Raw genomic sequence first — 17,565 nt, forward strand, 5'->3', positions numbered from 1 at the left:
GATCCTATATTTACTGAGTGTTTAATTGATCTAAAACAAAAAATATTTGTTAAAAGAATCAGCCGTAAGCGACCGAGTTTTAAAATAGCTCCAACACGCCCTAGTGTTCTCTTCTTGGCTATCAAGCTCAATCAATTGGTTCTGGACTTACTTTCTCATCGTTTATTCATTGGCATTGCCAATTGTCTCAACGAAATAACTTTGAGTCCAAAAGTAACGTTTGTGTATTTCTGGGGGCTTCGGCTTGGACGATAACGCTTTAGCTCTAAAAGCGAGCGCAGGATCTTATGACCACTGAGTTTGTGATTATCATCCCACAAGATATTTCATCCGTAAGATAGTAAAAAGGTAGTGATGATGCGGCTTGAATACAAGCATTGTGACCTACAAGGCCGCACAGCCTACTGTAGCCTTACATTTGTAGGGCCAATTCCACGGTTTCTTTACTTGGATAACCATCAGCAATTAAGTTTTTAGCACTTTGGAAAGCGCGAACGCCTGTTCGTGTCGCTGGCCCCAAAATGCCGTCAGGCTTGCCAACATCAAAGCCCAGCTCATTAAGCTTTTGTTGAAACTGCTGCATCTGCGCCAAGGTATATTTTGGTAGGTCAGGCAACGGTTTTGACAAACCAGCACCACCAGCAATTTGATCAGCAAGTTGACCCACTGCAATACCGTAATATTCAGAATTATTCCAACGTAAGATGACCTTAAAGTTTTGGTAAGCTAAAAAGGCAGGGCCTTCATGTCCCGCAGGGATTAACAAGGCTGCGGCAAGGTCACTGTTTTCAAGTTGTTTATTCGCCGTTGTGCTTAAGCCTTGCTCACGCCAAAATGATAATGGTTGAGGCTTGCTTTTACCCGCTAGCTGATAGTCAAAGTTGGCTGGCAGTTGTACTTCCCTACCCCAGCGGTACCCAGCTTGCCAACCTAACGCTTTTAAAAAGTTAGCGGCAGATGCGAGAGCATCTAACTCACTGCTCCATAAATCCATTTTACCGTCACCGTCACCGTCACGGGCATAGGTGAGGTATGCGGTGGGCATAAACTGCGTGTGCCCCATTGCCCCCGCCCACGAGCCAACCATGTCAATGACATTTAGCTGTTCTCGTTCTAACAAGCGTAAGGCTTGTAATAACTCCGCTGAAAAATACTGACTTCGACGTTCATCACAGGCTAAGGTGGCTAATGAATCGATGATTGGCATTTTGCCTTTGTAATTGCCAAAATTGGTTTCTAAGCCCCAAAAAGCGACTAAATAATGACCTGGAACACCATATTCTTTACTTAGCTTGGCTAAAAAATCTCGGTGTTTAGCCAGCATTTCTCGCCCTTTGTTAATGCGCCAGTCATTAACACGAGCAGAATAATAGCCAGGAAAGGTTTGCACAAATTCAGGTTGATTGCGGTCATATTCCAAAATTTTCGCCAGATGGCGCGCTTGCCCCAAAACCTGCTCTACGGTATTGGCTGAAATGCCTGACTTTAGAGCCCGTTGCTGCAAACCCACCACACATTGTGCAAAGCTTTGCGGTTCAACTGGTGTTTCAGGTTGATTGCTGCTTACGGGCTCTTGCGCCAATAAGGGCGTGGCAATAAAGCACAACAAAAAGGTACTGTACGGAATAATACGGTGAAGCGAAGGAAACAATGGCATAAGCACCTTACTCAAAAAATAATAAAAACATGCTAACGAAAGCGATGAAAATAAGCAGCAGGATAATTGAAATAAAGTGTTACCCGCCTGCACCGCTGCAAACAGCGGATTTAGGTAGTCAGGCTAAAAGGTCAATTTACCCCGTTTTTGTCCGTACCTGACTAAACGATAACTCATTAGCGCCCATATACTTCCTGCACACCAACCTGCTAGTACATCACTTGGCCAATGGACGCCAAGATACACACGACTTAAGCCAATTGAAGCAACCACCAACAGCGCACTGGCCATGATGAGTAACTTTAGGCTTCGCCTAAACTGACTACGAGCATAAATCGCCGCAAGAGTAATATACACCAAGGCCGACATCATAGAATGTCCACTGGGGAAACTACTGGTGTACACATAACTACCATGAGGAACTAAGTCTGGTCGAGGCCGAGAAAAACCATATTTTAACAGGCTGCTACATATCATGCCCGACACAATCATCACAGCGACCAAAAACGCCATGTGTCGATGTTTTTGCAAATACAGGTACATGACGGTAAATAAAGTAATGAAACTCAGAATACCGGTACCTCCAAGCGCGGTGATGTCGCGCATTAACTCTTCAAACCAATAGGGTCCAAGTGGATCAGATAAATCAGCAGGGTTGCGCATCGCTAATATAATATTGCGATCAAATGCCATGGTATCGCCAGCTAAGACACGCAAGGCCAGCTCAATAAAAAGTATGGCTAATACGGCACCTAAGCCTAACCACATCAAGCTTGTTGGTTTCGCTAGAGCAGAGGAGAAAAAATTCGAGTTTGTTACTTTCACGCTGTTCCTTAGACTTTATGTTACAGAGCGCCTTGCTCCAAGGCATGTAACCATACCTCATTCGCCATAATGTGGGCATTAGATTGAATATGGTCTAACCAGGTGAGACCAATTAAGTGATCATATTCATGTAAAAACACTCTAGCAACAAAGCCTTCAAAACGCGCCTTGTGCTCACCACCATCGATGGTTTGATAAACAATTTCAACCCAGTCTGGCCGCTCAATTTTGCCTCGTAGCGCAGGGACAGACAAGCATCCCTCCCACTCCCATACTTTGTTCTCACTTTGCTTTAATATAATGGGATTGATTAATAGAACGGGATCCATTTGTGGTGCATTGGGATAACGCACATTAGGCCGTGAGGCAATAATCATGATTGCTCTTGGGTCAAACACTTGTGGGGCAGCAATACCAATGCCATTGGCCTCTAACATGCTATTGAGCATGGCATCAGCAAACAGTTTGAGCTCTGCCCCGCCAAGCTCATCTGTTGTCACCTTACGAGCCGGGGTGCGAAGAATGGCTTCACCGATTTGGGCTATTTTCATGAATTATCTCTTCTTAAAACAAAACGCAGTCTTCGGTTGACTTGCCAGTAACTAAAATATTAACTAATCAATTGCAGCTCTGCTAGTTCACGGTATAAAGGATTCGCTACCATGAGTTCTTGATGGGTGCCCGAAGCGATTATCCGTCCCTTTTCCATCACAATAATGCGGTCGGCATTAATAACCGTAGAAAGTCGATGAGCAATAATAATGGTGGTTTTATCTTTCATTAGTTCATCAAGAGCCTGTTTCACCTTAACCTCATTACCCGCATCAAGTGCACTAGTGGCCTCGTCTAGTAGCAGCACAGGTCGGTCAGCCAAAATCGCTCGTGCAATGGCTATTCGTTGTTTTTGACCACCAGATAAGCGCACACCTCGTTCACCCAACTGCGTGTCATAGGCTTCACTGAATTCACAAACAAATTCATCGGCCCGAGCCGCTTTAGCGGCAGCAATAACCGCCTCATAACTCGCCGATGGTCGTCCATAAGCAATGTTGTCAAATACACTACACGCGAAAATAACCGATTCTTGTGACACCAAAGCAAATTGTTGCCTGAGCTGCTGAATGTTAAGCTGAGCAATGGGCTGACCATCGAGGATGATATCGCCTTCTTGCACATCATAAAAACGTAACAGTAATTGAAACAAGGTTGACTTACCTGCACCACTTGGCCCAACTAAGGCGATACGCTCGCCGGATTTGATATGCAGAGTAATATCCTTTAAAACCGGCACATGATCAGCCACAGGATAATAAAATGAGATGTGGTTGAGGCTAAGTTCGCCCTTCACTTTTTGTGGAAGAAGCACAGGTTTATCTTGAGTTTGTACCGTACTTTTCGTGTGCAACAGTTCCATCAAACGTTCACTGGCTCCGGCGGCCTTCTGAATTTCACCTATCACTTCGCTAATGGTCGCGACACTGCCACCCGCCATCACGGCATAAAACATAAAGGCGGTTAACTCACCTGCGGTTAGCTCGCTATTTAAGACTAATTGAGCACCTAACCAAGCCACGAGGGTGATAGCAAACAAACTGATGCCCATAATAGTCGCGATCATCAGCGCTCTAAATTGAATGCGTTTTCTGGCAGCGTCCATTACGCCATCTATACGACTAAAAAAGCGTTGTTTATCGATGGATTCATGGGTGTAAGCTTGAACGGTTTGAATTTCGTGCAAACTTTCATCGATATAGGCACCCACATCGGCCACTCGGTCTTGACTGTTACGCGCGTAAATCCGCACTTTAGCGCCAAAAATTCGAATCGGTAGCAGCACTATAGGCACCGCAATCAAGACATAAAGGGTTAACATGGGACTGGTTAACATCATCAAAATGAGCGAACCAATAAAGGTAACGGTTGCCCTTAAGGCCATTGATAGTCCCATTCCAACCACTGATTGCAGAACCGTGGTATCAGAGGTAAAGCGCGAGATAACTTCGCCGGTGCGAGTTTCAGCAAAAAAAGCAGGTGACAATGTTAATAGGTGTGAATACACATTTTGCCGAATATCAGCGCTAACACGCTCACCCAACCAAATCATGTAATAAAATCTAAAATAGGTAGCCACGCTGCCAATTAAACCGATCCCTAACACCAATAGAACCAGTTCGTTTAAACGTTGTGCATTGTTGGCGACAAAACCTTGGTCGACCACGTACTTTACACCCTGCCCCAACACTAACCACGACATTGCCCCAACAATTAGCGCTAACATGGCCCAGGCCACCTGTAATTTATAGGGTTTTAATTGGCCAAAAAGCCACGCCATCAATGTTTTAGTTGTATGTTTTTTCACAGAAATTATGTTACCAAAATTGAATTAAACCTAGTCTACCGAGTTTAACGACGCTTGAAGTTAAATAGATGCCAGATACCGTGATTTAAATGCTTCAAGTTGTTTCAATGGCAGCAATGTTATCCTTAAATGCAAAGTAAGTTTTGGAAATTATTGTCGATTTAATTATGATGGCGCTATTGCTCAGCAGTAAATATGGACTTCTATGCACCTAAACCGACATCAACGCGTTTGTTTATTTTTGTACCTTATTCTGCTTATGTTCACACTCACCAGCAGAGCACAAACAGCCCCGCTAAAAATTGTCACCGAGTTTTCTCCTCCTCATCAAATTATCGAGAATGAGCAGGTCAGCGGCCTTGCGACCCAAAAAGTACAGGCGATACTACAACAAGCCAATGTTAAGGCTCCCATTGATATTTACCCTTGGGCACGTGCCTACCGTAAAGCCAGTAATGAGCCTAACACCCTGATTTATTCTATGGCAAAAACCGAGGAACGCGCCCCATTATTTTATTGGTTAGCTCCCGTTGCCCAGTACAAATTTGGCTGGGTCAGTTTGCAAGATAGAAAAGATATTGTGTTAAATGAGCTTGCAGAGGCTAAACAATATCGTATTGTGGTGCAACGAGACGACATTTCGCATTTATGGCTAATAAAACAAGGCTTTATTGAAGATAAACACTTTATCACTTGCGCAGATATTGGTTGTTCATGGCAATTGTTAATCAATAAAAATGTAGATTTGATTATCGAATCAGTGGATTTGATAGACGATATGCTACAGCGCTTGAATCATCCCTTAGACAGTGTCCAGTTCATTAGTTATATTCCAGAACTTGAAATTACCGCTTATCTAGCAGCAAATAGGAATATCGACCCTAGCTTATTAAGTAGATTGCAAGTGGCTATATCAACCCTTAATCAGGAGTAGAGATTGAGTGATCTAAGCCAATCTTTTGCCGCTTGGCTTTGGGTAAAATATTGATGCTGAATACTTTTAGTGGGCTCTTGTATTTTTTCAATTAAGTGTCGGTGCAAAGCTAAGCTACTAACGATGGCGCTAAAGCGCTGATTGTGTGCATAAGACCATGCGTTTAAATCTTGCCCCACCCTTAAAATTTCGCCCGTGCCTAATTCCCAGTCTGTTAAATTGAGCAAACACGCCCAAGGTTCTGCAGTCAAGCACTGAGCTTGGCGTAAATATTGTTCTTTGAAAAGCTCAGAGGTTTTTTCATTCCATGCACCAAAGGCACAGACTTCAATCGTTTTGTCTTTAATTTCAATAGTAAAACTACCGTGCTCTTGAAATGAATATTGGTCGTTTGTTCTCATCTTGGCTACTGCGATATTGAAGGGGGACAAGGCTAACACAGCTATTTGCCCAAAAAAATACGCAAATTGTTACGATATTTGTACGTTTATTTGCATCGTAACCACACCCACATACCTACCAATGCAGTGATGGATGTAACGGTACAACCCCATGCCCAATCTTGTAAGGTGATGGCAAGAGGCCAGCTCTCAATCAGCGTGTAATTAGTCAGGTTATAAGCACCATAAGCGCTTAGTCCTAGCACAAAGCCTTTACTGAGGCCTTGAATAAGTTTGTCAGAAGACACAATGGCCAAATAAACAATACTGGCAGAATAAAGTACATAAAAAACGACCCACGGCCACACTGGCATTTCTTGGCGCATTAAAAAACCAATTTGTTGCTGATAGGTATCTTTAGCAAGCCAGCCCAACCATAAACCATCGAGCATCAGTAACGCCAACAAAACGCTTAAGTATGTTAGGCAGATTTTCTTTAACATAAGGCGAAGCTCCAAATTGCAAATCACTGGCATACTGCCTTGCAGCAAACGTGAAAAAAGTAGCATAAAGCATCTTAAGCTATGGATACACCCCAAAAGTCAGCTGAGTCACGAATGGTTTATCAATCCAGAAAAACAGGATCGCAGTGCGGTGCTTTTTTCATCATAGCCCTCTATACTTTTATTTTGTGCAAGTAATTATGTTGGAGTTATCATGGACAGACCAACCAATCATATCCACCTCGTCAAGCGCATAGATAAAATCCTCCGCCTACTGTTTTTTATTGGTGTGCTGATTATTTTATTTTTACTTTTTAACTACCCTAGTTTAATTCTGACATTTGTTATTTTAGGTATTATTTTGTGTTTAGGATTTTATATCCCCAGACACATCGGGTGGGAAACACGAGAAAAAAGAGCTCTTCGAGCCAAAACGAAAGAACTAGAAAAATGGGGCTTTGCCAGTCGAGACAGAGAAGGCCCTTGGATCAATTATATTGATTATCCTTTGGTGTATGAAACCTCGTTGTCCCTAAACAAATATTTTTACAGTGACTGGCTAGTGATCCACAACGGACTCATTATCGTTAACCCAGGACACAATACTCTAGTAAGGGAAACCAAGACGGTAAGTTATCAACTAGAGGCCCCACGCACTTATGCCTGGGACGGCTGCACGCCTAAACGCTTGTTTTATTGGTTTGCATTAATTGGCACACCTGATTGGTGGCATAAAGAACATGCCATTAATATGCTTACACCTCAGGGTATACGAGTTGAAAAAACTGTATTTTGGCAAATCGCCCTGCATGCTAGTTTAATTCATGACGCCTTATACCAGTATTTAGATAGCATTCCCCTTGCGAAACAAGAGGTAGATGAACTATTTTACCAGATGTTACTTGCCGCGAAATTACCCAAATCTATTGCTGATTTTTACCTATTTGCAGTAACAACATTTGGCGCTAAGGATGTTTTAGCGCACGATCCGAAAGAGAATTCACCCTACAGCTGTGATACATTTAGCAGCCTAATAAAGTAGTTTTGCCTAGAGAGTAGTAATGCAATTTAATGGGATTATTCACAAAATGCGAGCCTCGGCTCGTTCATCATCACCGGCTCAATATGTTTTGCCTATTGGTGATTCACATATTGATATGAACCCGCTTATCGGCAAAACAATTTCATTGAACTACTCAGGAATTATTCTTTGTGTGCATTGCGGAACAAAAACTAAAACCAGTTTTAATCAAGGCTATTGTTATCGCTGCCTGACCAAACTGGCTCAATGTGATAGCTGCATTATTAAGCCAGAGTTGTGTCATTATGACGCAGGCACATGCCGAGAACCGGCTTGGGGAGAAGCTAATTGTTTACAAGACCATTTTGTTTATTTGGCTAATACTGGCACGGTAAAAGTAGGCATAACACGGCATGTCACTGACGGGGTCTCAAGTCGCTGGATTGATCAAGGAGCCAGTCAGGCGCAAGCCATTTTGCGGGTTCAAAACCGGTTAATTAGTGGCCTAGTTGAGAGCGCGTTTAAGCCACATATCGCAGATAAAACCAATTGGCGTACCATGTTAAAAGGTAAGCCTGAAAAAGTCGATTTACAGGCTCTCAAACAACTATTATTAACAAAAGTAGAACCTGAGTTAGATGAAATTCAACAAGAGTTTGGTTTTCAGGCCATCCAGTTTATTGAGACACCTGAGGTAGCAATTGATTATCCTGTTGAGCATTACCCCGAAAAAATAAAATCCATCAATCTCGATAAAGAGATGACCTTTAGTGGAATATTACAGGGTATTAAAGGTCAGTATTGGTTACTCGATAATGACCGAGTTATTAACATGCGAAAATACAGTGGGTATGAAGTATCTATTACGACGGAATAATTAATCAAGGCAAGCGGATACTGTGCCGATACCCTTAAGTAGTTTCATTACCAATTAAAAAATCGTCATTCTGACTCCTGTGAGTCTTGGATTATGTTTAAAAATGGAGAAGATATCTATGTTATACCCTTGGATTTCGCAAGCCCATCAAACCTTTCGGTACGTTTTAGTTATTCAGTGGTTAACGTCCATTGGGATTGCTGTATTTTATGGGAGTTGGCTAGAGCCACTGCTTATTGGTACCTTGATTCTCGTTGTTCCTCTGTACTTAAGTTTTAAATTTCCCGCTGAAGCAATTAGTCGTCATGCCGTTGGTATCGGTGTACAACTTTTTACTGCGCTGCATATTCAACAGACCTTTGGTATGACTGAAATGCATTTCGAGATATTTGCTATCCTCGCCATTTTATCTTTTTACCGTGATTGGAAAGTGATTGCTTCGAGTACCGCGGTGGTCGCGGTGCATCATATTTTATTTTATGTACTACAAATAAACGATGCGGGCGTTTATGTTTTTGAACAGAGCAGTTTGCAGTTTCATATATTGATTATCCATGCGGTATTCGCCCTAATCGAAGGTGGTGTTTTGATGTTTATGGCCATGAAAAACCATGCAGAGGGTCGCTCGTCATTCTCCCTAGCTAAAAATGTAAGTGCCATTATGCAAGACAAACATCACCTCGACTTTACCCATATCGACATGCAAAACGATGATGAGCTAAAAGAGTTCAATGCACTCATTCACGCTATCAAAGTATTAGTGAGTCAATCGAGAGAGTTGAGCGAAAGTGCGGTAGATATTACCGACAAAGTCCAAACATCTTCGTTGAAACTCGCTGCTTCTTACGAAATAAGGGTAAAACAAGTTAGCAGTATTAATCAGTCGATTGAGGAAATTGTTTCAGCGGTCAATGCGATTACCTCTTTGTCAGAGCATGCCAATACGTTGAGCTCTGAAGCTGAATCTAAAACCTCAAATACCGCTAAAAATGTGGTTCAATCTGGCAAAGGTATCGAAACCCTTAGAGATACCTTAACCTTAGCCTCTCGCGCTATTCAGGAACTGAGTGAGAAGTGTCAAAACATTTCAACAGTAATGCAGTCCATAAAAACCGTTGCTGAACAGACCAATCTTTTGGCCTTGAATGCCGCCATTGAATCAGCAAGAGCCGGTGAACACGGTCGAGGATTTGCTGTGGTTGCAGACGAAGTACGCCAATTGGCGATTAAATCAAAAATGAGTGCTGAAGAAATAGAGACCATCACAGCAACGTTAATTAGCAGTGCAAGTAACTCAGTCACGCAAATGAACGACTGCGTAACCATGGTTGACAGCTCGGTGGCTGAATCCTCTAAAAACGTCAAAGTCATGCATGAAATCGTGCAAGCTATTGGTGAAGTAAGCACTAACGTTCGTCAAATAGCGACCGCGTCAAAACAACAATACAGTTTATCCACCACTATTTCTGATGCCGCTCAACAACTTGATGGTTTGTCGAAAGAAGAATCTGAGTATATGAACTCTGTGAAACAAGAAGTCAGTAGTTTGCACGATATGTGTGTGACTTTACTTAAGCAAATAGGTCAATTTAAAGTATGAAATTAAGGCTTTGGTTTGGCTTAGTTATTTGGTTGGCTGTTGTTTTTGCCCTACTGAAAGTAACAGATGCAGCCAAACTGAGCCTTTTCGATCCTGAACAGACCTTAGTCATGAAAAGTTTAGAGGCAGAGTTTGAGCCTCAATTAACCAAGACCCTCAAAACTGTCTCACCTAATCTGGCAAATAGGGTCTTTCATATCAGGGCTGATGACTGTATTTGTGAAGCGTTGGCTGAAAATCACAGCCAAGAACTCAGTCAGAGCCTTGCAAATCTGGGATTTCAAAACGAATTAATTGATTTAAAGCTTATGCCCCAACTGGCTGAATTTGTTCCTGCTACACCAGCTGTGGCGGTATTTAATGACAATGAACAATTACTCTATTTAGGCCCTTATTCTGTAGGACTTGGCTGTCTAACCAATAACAGTCTATCTCAGCAAATAAGTAATATGAGCCAAGTGGATTACCTCGGCTCTCAGATAAACGCTGATGTTAAAGGTTGTTACTGCCATCCCCAATTAGCTTCATTAAACAAGCAAAACACACCGAGTTTACACCTCTTCGCCACCATAGTTAGCGGCTAGTTCATCAAGCTCTGAGCAGGTGTAGTCAAAGCCCCGCCCATCAAATTCATACCGCACTTGCACCGTATGAGAGGCTTTAGCTAATTTTGCTTTTACCACGACATGACCTGAAGAAGACGACCAATGAGTCAACTCATTTAAAAACCGATTAGCCACTTGTCCATTGCTGAAGCGATAATGTAATTCGTTACTCAACCTTTCTCCTCGCTTAATTTTTTCACCAGCCTGATTAAAACTGCTCAATGATAAAACGCAAACCACCACTAATTGCCGCTACTTGAGCCAATATGCAATTTTCTGGATTGGTTTTAGGACTATCGGGATACACTTCGGTTGTAGTGGTAAATTCTGCATTACTTACACTTGCGCACAGTCCTAATTGTTTTAAGGGATAATTGATCACGCCTTTTTGCTCCATCGGTGCACCAATGATCATTCCCTTCGCATCGCTGGGGGCGATATGAGTGACTTGCTCTACCGCGGCTATTATGGCTGTTTGAAAGCCTGTACAAGGATTCTTGCTATCTCCTACCGTATAGAAACCATCTGGTATCTCCCAGCTATGTTGTTCTATGGCATCCCTTGCTGCTAAGGCCGGACGAAATTCCGAATTGTCGGTATCAGTCGTCTCATGGAGGTCGATATGAACCAATATATTTAAGTCTTCAACCAAGCTCATTAAATTTGCAGCTTCCGGCGCGGGACTATCAGGGTAAAACGAGCGATTAGGGTCAATCGCTAAAGGATTCCACCGGTTTATGGTTTCATACCCCCAAGGGCTAACGCAGGGCACTATAATAAAATTAAAGTCATCAGCAAAATCTAGGGCTTTAGTTTGAGCAAAACGCAAAGCACCATGCACCCCACTCGTTTCATAACCATGCACGCCACCTGTGATCAAGGCGATTGGTTTGTTGTCGTCCCAGTCTGAACTAGTAAGGGCAATTAAGGGGTACGTTGCTGCCGCATATTCCAATTCACCATATTGTTGGGTTTTAAAAAATGGCGGCATTGTTTCAATTTCCGCTAGGACATCAGCTGCATAGGAGCGTTTAATACTTTGCGCTGACAACCATTGTTTTTTTTCTGCCTCGCCCCACTTTTTACCCGGCGTACCAATTGGATAATGACGTTGTGATTGCATCGTTATATACCACCGTTTTTGCTAATTTGAGGTTGGAAAAACTGAATATCTGACAAACAAAATTACTCACAATGGCAGCATTTACCCCTACAGGCTAGTGCTTTATGTGTGTCACTCAGTGTTGTCAGATGATTAAACCAATTCGGCCACTTTCGCCATGATAGCGAGATTCGCCTCTGGAAAGGCATAATCGTGTAGGTTAGCGATAGTAACCCACTTAGCCAGCTGTCCTTCTTGCGGGCTTGGCTCTCCATTAAATTGTTCAACCACTCTGACATCTAATCTTACTTTTTTATCGCCGTAATCGTGCTCGATGACCATCAAGGGCGTTTGTACTAATACGCTAATATTGACTTCTTCGAGAAGTTCTCGGCATAGGGCGTCCTCGATGGTTTCGTGAGCTTCCTTTTTTCCACCGGGAAATTCCCACAGACCACCTTGATGCAAGTTATCAGCGCGCTTGCTGATATAGATCATATCTTGGCGTTTGATCACCCCAACAGCTACGTCGACAATTTTCATCTTAAACTCCAAATTTATGTCACAAAAAAGTCGAACAAGCTGTTCGACTCTTTCATTTCAATTGCCAGTAAAATCAAGCCTTACTACTTCTCTTTTTACTGAAATTTAGCTTAATTTACCGTGACATTGTTTGTACTTTTTACCTGAACCACAAGGGCACAAATCATTACGACTCACTTTAGGCCCTTGGCGTAACCCAGAACTGGCAGGCGCTGATGCCTGGGCAGGCGCTGGCACCTTAGCCTCGCTTGGCGATTCATGTTCAAAGCTTTTGGCTCGTTGTTGCTCGGCGATACGGCGTTTTTCTTCCATCGCTTCAACTTCAGATTCTGCTTTGACTTGTACTTTGCTCAAAATGGTAATGACTTCTACTTTGAGGGTTTCAAGCATTTGTGAAAACAATTCAAATGACTCACGTTTGTATTCTTGTTTTGGATTTTTTTGCGCAAAGCCACGCAAATGAATACCTTGACGCAAGTAATCCATTGCAGCCAAATGTTCTTTCCAATGGCTATCAAGGTTTTGTAGCATCACCGCTTTTTCAAAATGACGGATCACCGACGCACCAACGATTTCTTCTTTGGCTTTATACGCGCCCACTACTTCAGCAATTAAGCGTTCACGTAGTTTTTCTTCAAACAGCTTATTGTCTTCTGCCAGCCATTGTTTAACCGGTAAATCAAGTAAAAAGTCGCTTTTAAAACGCTCTTCGAGGCCGTCGATATCCCACATTTCGTCTAACGATTGCGGTGGAATATATTGATCGATAACACCATTGAGTACATCAACACGAATGGCCTCGATGGTAGTGCTGATATCGCCTTCGTCTAGGAGTTCATTGCGTTGCTGGTAAATTACCTTACGCTGGTCGTTCGCCACATCATCGTATTCAAGTAATTGTTTGCGAATATCAAAGTTACGGCCTTCTACCTTGCGCTGAGCGTTTTCGATTGCACGTGTCACCCAAGGATGCTCAATTGCTTCGCCACGTTCCATCCCTAAGCGCTTCATCATATTGCCCATTTTTTCAGAAGCAAAAATGCGCATTAAAGCGTCATCTAATGATAGGTAAAAACGCGATGACCCAGGATCACCCTGTCGACCAGCACGGCCTCGTAACTGGTTGTCGATACGGCGAGACTCATGACGCTCAGTACCAATAATATGTAAACCACCCGCTTTTAGGACCGCTTCATGATCAGCTTTCCATTCTTGTTTGATTTTTTCAACCGTACCCAATTTAGGATCATTGATTTTATCAACCGCAACCTGCCAATTACCACCTAGAACAATATCCGTACCTCGGCCAGCCATGTTGGTTGCAATTGTAACGGCACCCGGCTTACCGGCCTGAGCAATGATGTCCGCTTCTTGTTCGTGGAATTTTGCGTTCAACACCTTATGAGTGATTTTAGATTTTTTCAAAATACCCGAAATAAGCTCTGAATTTTCGATGGATACCGTACCAACTAAAACCGGTTGACCGCGTTTAACGCAGTCTTTGATGTCTTCGACTATCGCTTCGTACTTCTCTTCTGCTGTCAGATAAATCAAATCCGCTTTATCTTTTCTTACCATCGGTTGATTGGTAGGGATAACCACAGTTTCTAACCCGTATATAGACTGAAATTCAAAGGCTTCAGTATCAGCAGTACCTGTCATGCCTGCTAACTTCTCGTACAAACGGAAATAATTTTGAAAGGTAATTGACGCTAAGGTTTGATTTTCATTCTGAATGTTAACCCCTTCTTTTGCTTCAACCGCTTGGTGTAAACCTTCTGACCAACGACGGCCTTCCATTGTACGACCTGTATGCTCGTCAACAATGACAATTTGCCCCTCTTTGACGATATAATCTACGTCTCGACTGAACATTTTGTGGGCACGTAGGGCGGCGTTTACATGATGTAAAAAGGATATATTAGCGGCAGCAAATAAAGATTCATCAGCAGGCAAAATACCCTCACGTTGCAAAATTTCTTCAACGTGTAATTGCCCTTTCTCGGTTAGGTGGATTTGCTTTGATTTTTCATCGATAGTGAAATCACCTTCGCCTTCTTTGCCTTCTTCGTCTTCTTTTTCTTGTCTGATTAACTCAGGAATAATCACATTAATTTTACGGTAAAGCTCTGAGCTGTCCTCAGCTTGACCAGAAATGATCAGTGGGGTTCTGGCCTCATCAATTAAGATAGAGTCAACTTCATCAATAACGGCGAAATGCAGAGAACGTTGTACTCTGTCTTCAGGACTAAACGCCATATTGTCACGCAGATAATCAAAACCAAATTCGTTGTTTGTTCCGTACGTAATATCAGCGGCGTAAGCTTCTTTTTTCTGTTGATGATTCATGCCGGGCACATTGCAGCCAACAGACAAACCCAAAAATTCAAATAAGGGACGACTCCATTCAGCATCACGCTTAGCCAGGTAGTCATTCACGGTAATGACGTGGACACCTTTTTTGCTAACGGCATTTAAATACGTTGGTAGGGTCGACGTCAGTGTTTTACCTTCACCCGTGCGCATTTCGGCTATTTTACCTTGATGCAAAACCTGACCACCCAACATTTGCACATCAAAATGACGCATGTTAAATACGCGCTTACTGGCTTCTCTGACAACAGCAAAGGCTTCAACTAAGATGTCATCGGTACTTGCACCATCAACTAAGCGCTGCGAAAACTCCGAGGTTTTGCCCTTTAACTCGTCATCAGACAATGCCTCTAATTGGCTTTCTAATTGATTAATTTGCTCAACAGCCACATTTAGCTTTTTGAGAATGCGGTCATTACGACTACCGAAAATTTTGGTGAGAATACTCGAAAACATCAACTTACAGCTTCCAATCTAATTATTAGTTTTACTTAGCACAATGACTAACTAACAGGATAAAAATAAAACAATCGGCTCACAAGGAGCCGATTATCAATGATTCCACGTCGCGCTCTATATAAACGCTTTTTTGATCAACACTAATCCCGATAAACGTAGGGAAGTGGATCAAGATGTTGCCCTTTTCGCAACACTTCGTAGTGAACATGGGCGCCAGTTGAACGGCCCGTGTTCCCCATTTCGGCAATAATCTGCCCTTTAGTAACCACATCGCCTATCTTAACATTAAGAAGCTTGTTATGCCCATAACGAGTGACCAAGCCTTCACCATGATCTATCTCAACTAGATTTCCATAGCCGTAACGCTCATCTGCCCATGTTACAACACCTGCTGCTGTCGCAAGCACCGCATCACCTTCTTTACCGGCAAAATCCACCCCTTTATGCATCGCAGCTTGGCCATTAAAAGGGTCTTTACGCACACCGTAATGTGACGACAACCAACCAGAGGTAACGGGTCTGCCAGCAAGTCTGCTAGCATCCTTGATATGGTGACTCAACATGATAGATTCAAGGGCATTAAGTTGTTGAGTCTTATGTTGAATTTGGGCCAACAAACCGTCCATTTTATTGATTAAACTATCTTCAATGGGAATAGCAAGTTCTGTTGATTCCATTGGACCGCCCATCGCAGGACCTTCGGCAAAACTAAATTCTTGCGGGCTCAGATTCGCCTCTTCAACTAAGCGAGCGCCTAGCGCATTTAGACGTAAAAGATGACTCTGCATTTCAGCCAACTTCATTGTCATGCTGATAAGTTGTTGCTCTGCGGTATTTTTTAACTCGGTGACTTCTTTTTGTTGTTGCTCAAAACCCGCTTTCGCATAATTTATGCGATCTACTTTTTCGTCAATACTTTGAGTAGAGCGACTTGATATCAAAAACACGCCACTGATCAGTAACAGGGCGATAAGTATTTTTTGTTTATCAATGCTAATTTTAAGTCGTGTTTTCTCGCTTTTAACAAGCAAAGTGATATTCATTATTTAAATTGACCTCTGTACTGCAGTATCACCACTGTTGGCACTAATACTGTTATGCGAATATTTCCCGACTTAAGACTCCACTCTAACACGCGGTCAGAGCCAGTGATTTGCAGTTAGGCAAGCTATTTCAACCTTCATGTTCTTGGCTGAGATTACCACAAGCTTTTAATAGTTCAAAACTTGAAAAAAGAAACGTGGCTAAAAGCAAAAATGCCGCAAAGCTGCGGCATTTTTTAAAAATAGAAATTAGTTTGCCAGTATTGGCGAAGCAAACCTGATGGGCATTTCTTCAGGTGTGTCGTAGCCCACAAATTCCCACGCTTTTGTATCATTTAACAATGCATTTAATAGCTTGTTATTTAAGCCGTGACCAGTCTTGTAGGCAACCAACTCGCCAATGATACTGTGTCCACCTAGGTACAAGTCTCCGATAGCATCGAGAATTTTATGTTTTAAAAATTCATCACTGTATCTAAGACCTTCTGGGTTCAACACTCGGTATTCGTCTAAAGCAACCGCATTTTCCATGCTGCCGCCTAAGGCGAGATTGTGCGCGTGCATGTACTCGATGTCTTTCATAAAACCAAAAGTTCTGGCACGACTTACTTCGCTTACGTATGAGTTCGAATCAAAATCAAGCACCATATGCTGACGCGTTTGACTGATTACGGGATGATCGAAGTCAATGCGAAAATCCACTCTGAAACCGTCGTAAGGGCGAAGTTCTGCCCATTTATCGCCGTCTTTCACTCTTACTGGTTTGGTGATCTTTATAAACCGCTTTGGCGCATTCAATTCTTCAATGCCTGCAGACTGCAACAAGAAGATAAAAGGACTCGCGCTGCCATCCATGATGGGCAGTTCATTACTATCGACTTCAACAATAATATTATCTATGCCTAGACCCGCAAGGGCCGAGGCTAAATGTTCAACCGTAGAAATAGTGACACCTTGTTCATTGCTGACACAAGTACACAACATGGTATCGCCAACCGCGTTCGCGCGGGCCGGAATATCTGCATAAGGCTCAAGGTCAACGCGGCGAAATACGATACCTGTATTTGCCGGCGCTGGCCGGAGAGTCATTGTGACCTTGTCACCTTTATGCAAACCTATCCCAGTTTCCTGAACAGATTGTTTGATTGTACGTTGTTTAATCATCTACCTTTTGCTCTATTGCCAAAACGTAATAAAAATGGGCACGTATAGTACTAAAAATGCTTAGCCTTGTCAAAATACTGTCACATTTCAATAATAACCAGCATATGCCGTTTATTGAAG

Annotated in this window: 18 protein-coding genes; 6 read left to right on the top strand and 12 right to left on the bottom strand. The window is 42.6% G+C overall.

All coding sequences use genetic code 11. The features are described from left to right. Nucleotides 1-255: hypothetical protein (locus NWQ57_RS04385; RefSeq protein WP_306020897.1), on the top strand; the 255-nt coding region annotated here is incomplete at its 5' end. Nucleotides 256-412: 157 nt separating this feature from the next. Here NWQ57_RS04385 and NWQ57_RS04390 read toward each other — a convergent pair. The 4 genes from NWQ57_RS04390 to NWQ57_RS04405 all read right to left on the bottom strand — a co-directional run bounded on the left by NWQ57_RS04390 (nt 413) and on the right by NWQ57_RS04405 (nt 4,814). Beyond that, nucleotides 413-1,657, bottom strand: a complete 1,245-nt coding sequence (locus NWQ57_RS04390) for a lytic murein transglycosylase (RefSeq protein WP_306020898.1) — start codon at nt 1,655-1,657, stop codon at nt 413-415. 123 nt (nt 1,658-1,780) lie between these two features. Beyond that, on the bottom strand, nt 1,781-2,482 hold the full coding sequence (locus NWQ57_RS04395; protein ID WP_306020899.1) for a phosphatase PAP2 family protein: 702 nt from the start codon (nt 2,480-2,482) through the stop codon (nt 1,781-1,783). A 20-nt stretch (nt 2,483-2,502) separates the two neighbouring features. Then, the gene (gene def / locus NWQ57_RS04400; protein WP_306020900.1) at nt 2,503-3,033 is read right to left on the bottom strand and encodes a peptide deformylase; all 531 of its coding nucleotides are present in this window, start codon (nt 3,031-3,033) and stop codon (nt 2,503-2,505) included. 59 nt (nt 3,034-3,092) lie between these two features. Continuing rightward, the gene (locus NWQ57_RS04405) at nt 3,093-4,814 is read right to left on the bottom strand and encodes an ABC transporter transmembrane domain-containing protein (RefSeq protein ID WP_372340887.1); all 1,722 of its coding nucleotides are present in this window, start codon (nt 4,812-4,814) and stop codon (nt 3,093-3,095) included. A 232-nt stretch (nt 4,815-5,046) separates the two neighbouring features. Between NWQ57_RS04405 and NWQ57_RS04410 the strand changes: the two genes are divergently transcribed. Next, nucleotides 5,047-5,775 carry an ABC transporter substrate-binding protein gene (locus NWQ57_RS04410; RefSeq protein WP_306020902.1) on the top strand — a complete coding sequence of 243 codons (729 nt, stop codon included), beginning with the start codon at nt 5,047-5,049 and terminating at the stop codon, nt 5,773-5,775. On the opposite strand, the gene NWQ57_RS04415 is transcribed toward NWQ57_RS04410, so the two are convergent. Beyond that, complete coding sequence (locus NWQ57_RS04415) at nt 5,766-6,176, bottom strand: hypothetical protein (RefSeq protein WP_306020903.1); 411 nt, start codon at nt 6,174-6,176, stop codon at nt 5,766-5,768. The two genes, NWQ57_RS04410 and NWQ57_RS04415, sit on opposite strands and share 10 nt — an antisense overlap. A gap of 86 nt (nt 6,177-6,262) precedes the next feature. Next, complete coding sequence (locus NWQ57_RS04420; protein ID WP_306020904.1) at nt 6,263-6,658, bottom strand: DUF2177 family protein; 396 nt, start codon at nt 6,656-6,658, stop codon at nt 6,263-6,265. Between the two features lie 214 nt (nt 6,659-6,872). Between NWQ57_RS04420 and NWQ57_RS04425 the strand changes: the two genes are divergently transcribed. The 4 genes from NWQ57_RS04425 to NWQ57_RS04440 all read left to right on the top strand — a co-directional run bounded on the left by NWQ57_RS04425 (nt 6,873) and on the right by NWQ57_RS04440 (nt 10,740). After that, nucleotides 6,873-7,700 (top strand): hypothetical protein, encoded by an 828-nt coding sequence (locus tag NWQ57_RS04425; RefSeq protein WP_306020905.1) that lies wholly within the window; start codon nt 6,873-6,875, stop codon nt 7,698-7,700. Between the two features lie 19 nt (nt 7,701-7,719). Continuing rightward, a complete protein-coding gene (locus tag NWQ57_RS04430) occupies nt 7,720-8,556 on the top strand; it encodes a DUF2797 domain-containing protein (RefSeq protein ID WP_306020906.1) in 837 nt (278 codons plus the stop codon). A 118-nt stretch (nt 8,557-8,674) separates the two neighbouring features. Continuing rightward, nucleotides 8,675-10,156 (top strand): methyl-accepting chemotaxis protein, encoded by a 1,482-nt coding sequence (locus NWQ57_RS04435; protein ID WP_306020907.1) that lies wholly within the window; start codon nt 8,675-8,677, stop codon nt 10,154-10,156. Further along, the gene (locus NWQ57_RS04440) at nt 10,153-10,740 is read left to right on the top strand and encodes a DUF6436 domain-containing protein (protein WP_306020908.1); all 588 of its coding nucleotides are present in this window, start codon (nt 10,153-10,155) and stop codon (nt 10,738-10,740) included. Before NWQ57_RS04435 ends, NWQ57_RS04440 begins: the two co-directional genes overlap by 4 nt. On the opposite strand, the gene NWQ57_RS04445 is transcribed toward NWQ57_RS04440, so the two are convergent. The 6 genes from NWQ57_RS04445 to lpxC all read right to left on the bottom strand — a co-directional run bounded on the left by NWQ57_RS04445 (nt 10,708) and on the right by lpxC (nt 17,445). Then, nucleotides 10,708-10,935, bottom strand: a complete 228-nt coding sequence (locus NWQ57_RS04445; protein WP_306020909.1) for a hypothetical protein — start codon at nt 10,933-10,935, stop codon at nt 10,708-10,710. The genes NWQ57_RS04440 and NWQ57_RS04445 overlap by 33 nt on opposite strands. A gap of 34 nt (nt 10,936-10,969) precedes the next feature. Beyond that, on the bottom strand, nt 10,970-11,884 hold the full coding sequence (locus NWQ57_RS04450) for a M14 family metallocarboxypeptidase (protein WP_306020910.1): 915 nt from the start codon (nt 11,882-11,884) through the stop codon (nt 10,970-10,972). A 132-nt stretch (nt 11,885-12,016) separates the two neighbouring features. Continuing rightward, nucleotides 12,017-12,406 (bottom strand): 8-oxo-dGTP diphosphatase MutT, encoded by a 390-nt coding sequence (gene mutT, locus NWQ57_RS04455; RefSeq protein WP_306020911.1) that lies wholly within the window; start codon nt 12,404-12,406, stop codon nt 12,017-12,019. A 105-nt stretch (nt 12,407-12,511) separates the two neighbouring features. Continuing rightward, entirely contained in the window at nt 12,512-15,235 is a 2,724-nt protein-coding gene (gene secA, locus NWQ57_RS04460; protein ID WP_306020912.1) for a preprotein translocase subunit SecA, read from the bottom strand. Between the two features lie 143 nt (nt 15,236-15,378). Continuing rightward, a complete protein-coding gene (locus tag NWQ57_RS04465; RefSeq protein ID WP_306020913.1) occupies nt 15,379-16,281 on the bottom strand; it encodes a M23 family metallopeptidase in 903 nt (300 codons plus the stop codon). Between the two features lie 249 nt (nt 16,282-16,530). Beyond that, on the bottom strand, nt 16,531-17,445 hold the full coding sequence (gene lpxC, locus NWQ57_RS04470; RefSeq protein ID WP_306020914.1) for a UDP-3-O-acyl-N-acetylglucosamine deacetylase: 915 nt from the start codon (nt 17,443-17,445) through the stop codon (nt 16,531-16,533). Between the last annotated feature and the right edge of the window lie 120 nt (nt 17,446-17,565).

Source organism: Paraglaciecola sp. (assembly GCF_030730205.1).
In the GTDB taxonomy this organism is placed as follows: domain Bacteria; phylum Pseudomonadota; class Gammaproteobacteria; order Enterobacterales; family Alteromonadaceae; genus Paraglaciecola.

Excerpts from the sequence above, each read along its gene's own strand:
- NWQ57_RS04465 (WP_306020913.1), bottom strand. The coding sequence starts at position 16,281 with ATGAATATCACTTTGCTTGTTAAAAGCGAGAAAACACGACTTAAAATT.
- NWQ57_RS04405 (WP_372340887.1), bottom strand. The coding sequence starts at position 4,814 with ATGGCGTGGCTTTTTGGCCAATTAAAACCCTATAAATTACAGGTGGCC.
- NWQ57_RS04410 (WP_306020902.1), top strand. The coding sequence starts at position 5,047 with ATGCACCTAAACCGACATCAACGCGTTTGTTTATTTTTGTACCTTATT.
- NWQ57_RS04440 (WP_306020908.1), top strand. The coding sequence starts at position 10,153 with ATGAAATTAAGGCTTTGGTTTGGCTTAGTTATTTGGTTGGCTGTTGTT.
- NWQ57_RS04415 (WP_306020903.1), bottom strand. The coding sequence starts at position 6,176 with ATGAGAACAAACGACCAATATTCATTTCAAGAGCACGGTAGTTTTACT.
- def (WP_306020900.1), bottom strand. The coding sequence starts at position 3,033 with ATGAAAATAGCCCAAATCGGTGAAGCCATTCTTCGCACCCCGGCTCGT.
- NWQ57_RS04450 (WP_306020910.1), bottom strand. The coding sequence starts at position 11,884 with ATGCAATCACAACGTCATTATCCAATTGGTACGCCGGGTAAAAAGTGG.
- secA (WP_306020912.1), bottom strand. The coding sequence starts at position 15,235 with ATGTTTTCGAGTATTCTCACCAAAATTTTCGGTAGTCGTAATGACCGC.
- NWQ57_RS04425 (WP_306020905.1), top strand. The coding sequence starts at position 6,873 with ATGGACAGACCAACCAATCATATCCACCTCGTCAAGCGCATAGATAAA.
- NWQ57_RS04420 (WP_306020904.1), bottom strand. The coding sequence starts at position 6,658 with ATGTTAAAGAAAATCTGCCTAACATACTTAAGCGTTTTGTTGGCGTTA.
- mutT (WP_306020911.1), bottom strand. The coding sequence starts at position 12,406 with ATGAAAATTGTCGACGTAGCTGTTGGGGTGATCAAACGCCAAGATATG.
- lpxC (WP_306020914.1), bottom strand. The coding sequence starts at position 17,445 with ATGATTAAACAACGTACAATCAAACAATCTGTTCAGGAAACTGGGATA.
- NWQ57_RS04435 (WP_306020907.1), top strand. The coding sequence starts at position 8,675 with ATGTTATACCCTTGGATTTCGCAAGCCCATCAAACCTTTCGGTACGTT.
- NWQ57_RS04390 (WP_306020898.1), bottom strand. The coding sequence starts at position 1,657 with ATGCCATTGTTTCCTTCGCTTCACCGTATTATTCCGTACAGTACCTTT.
- NWQ57_RS04430 (WP_306020906.1), top strand. The coding sequence starts at position 7,720 with ATGCAATTTAATGGGATTATTCACAAAATGCGAGCCTCGGCTCGTTCA.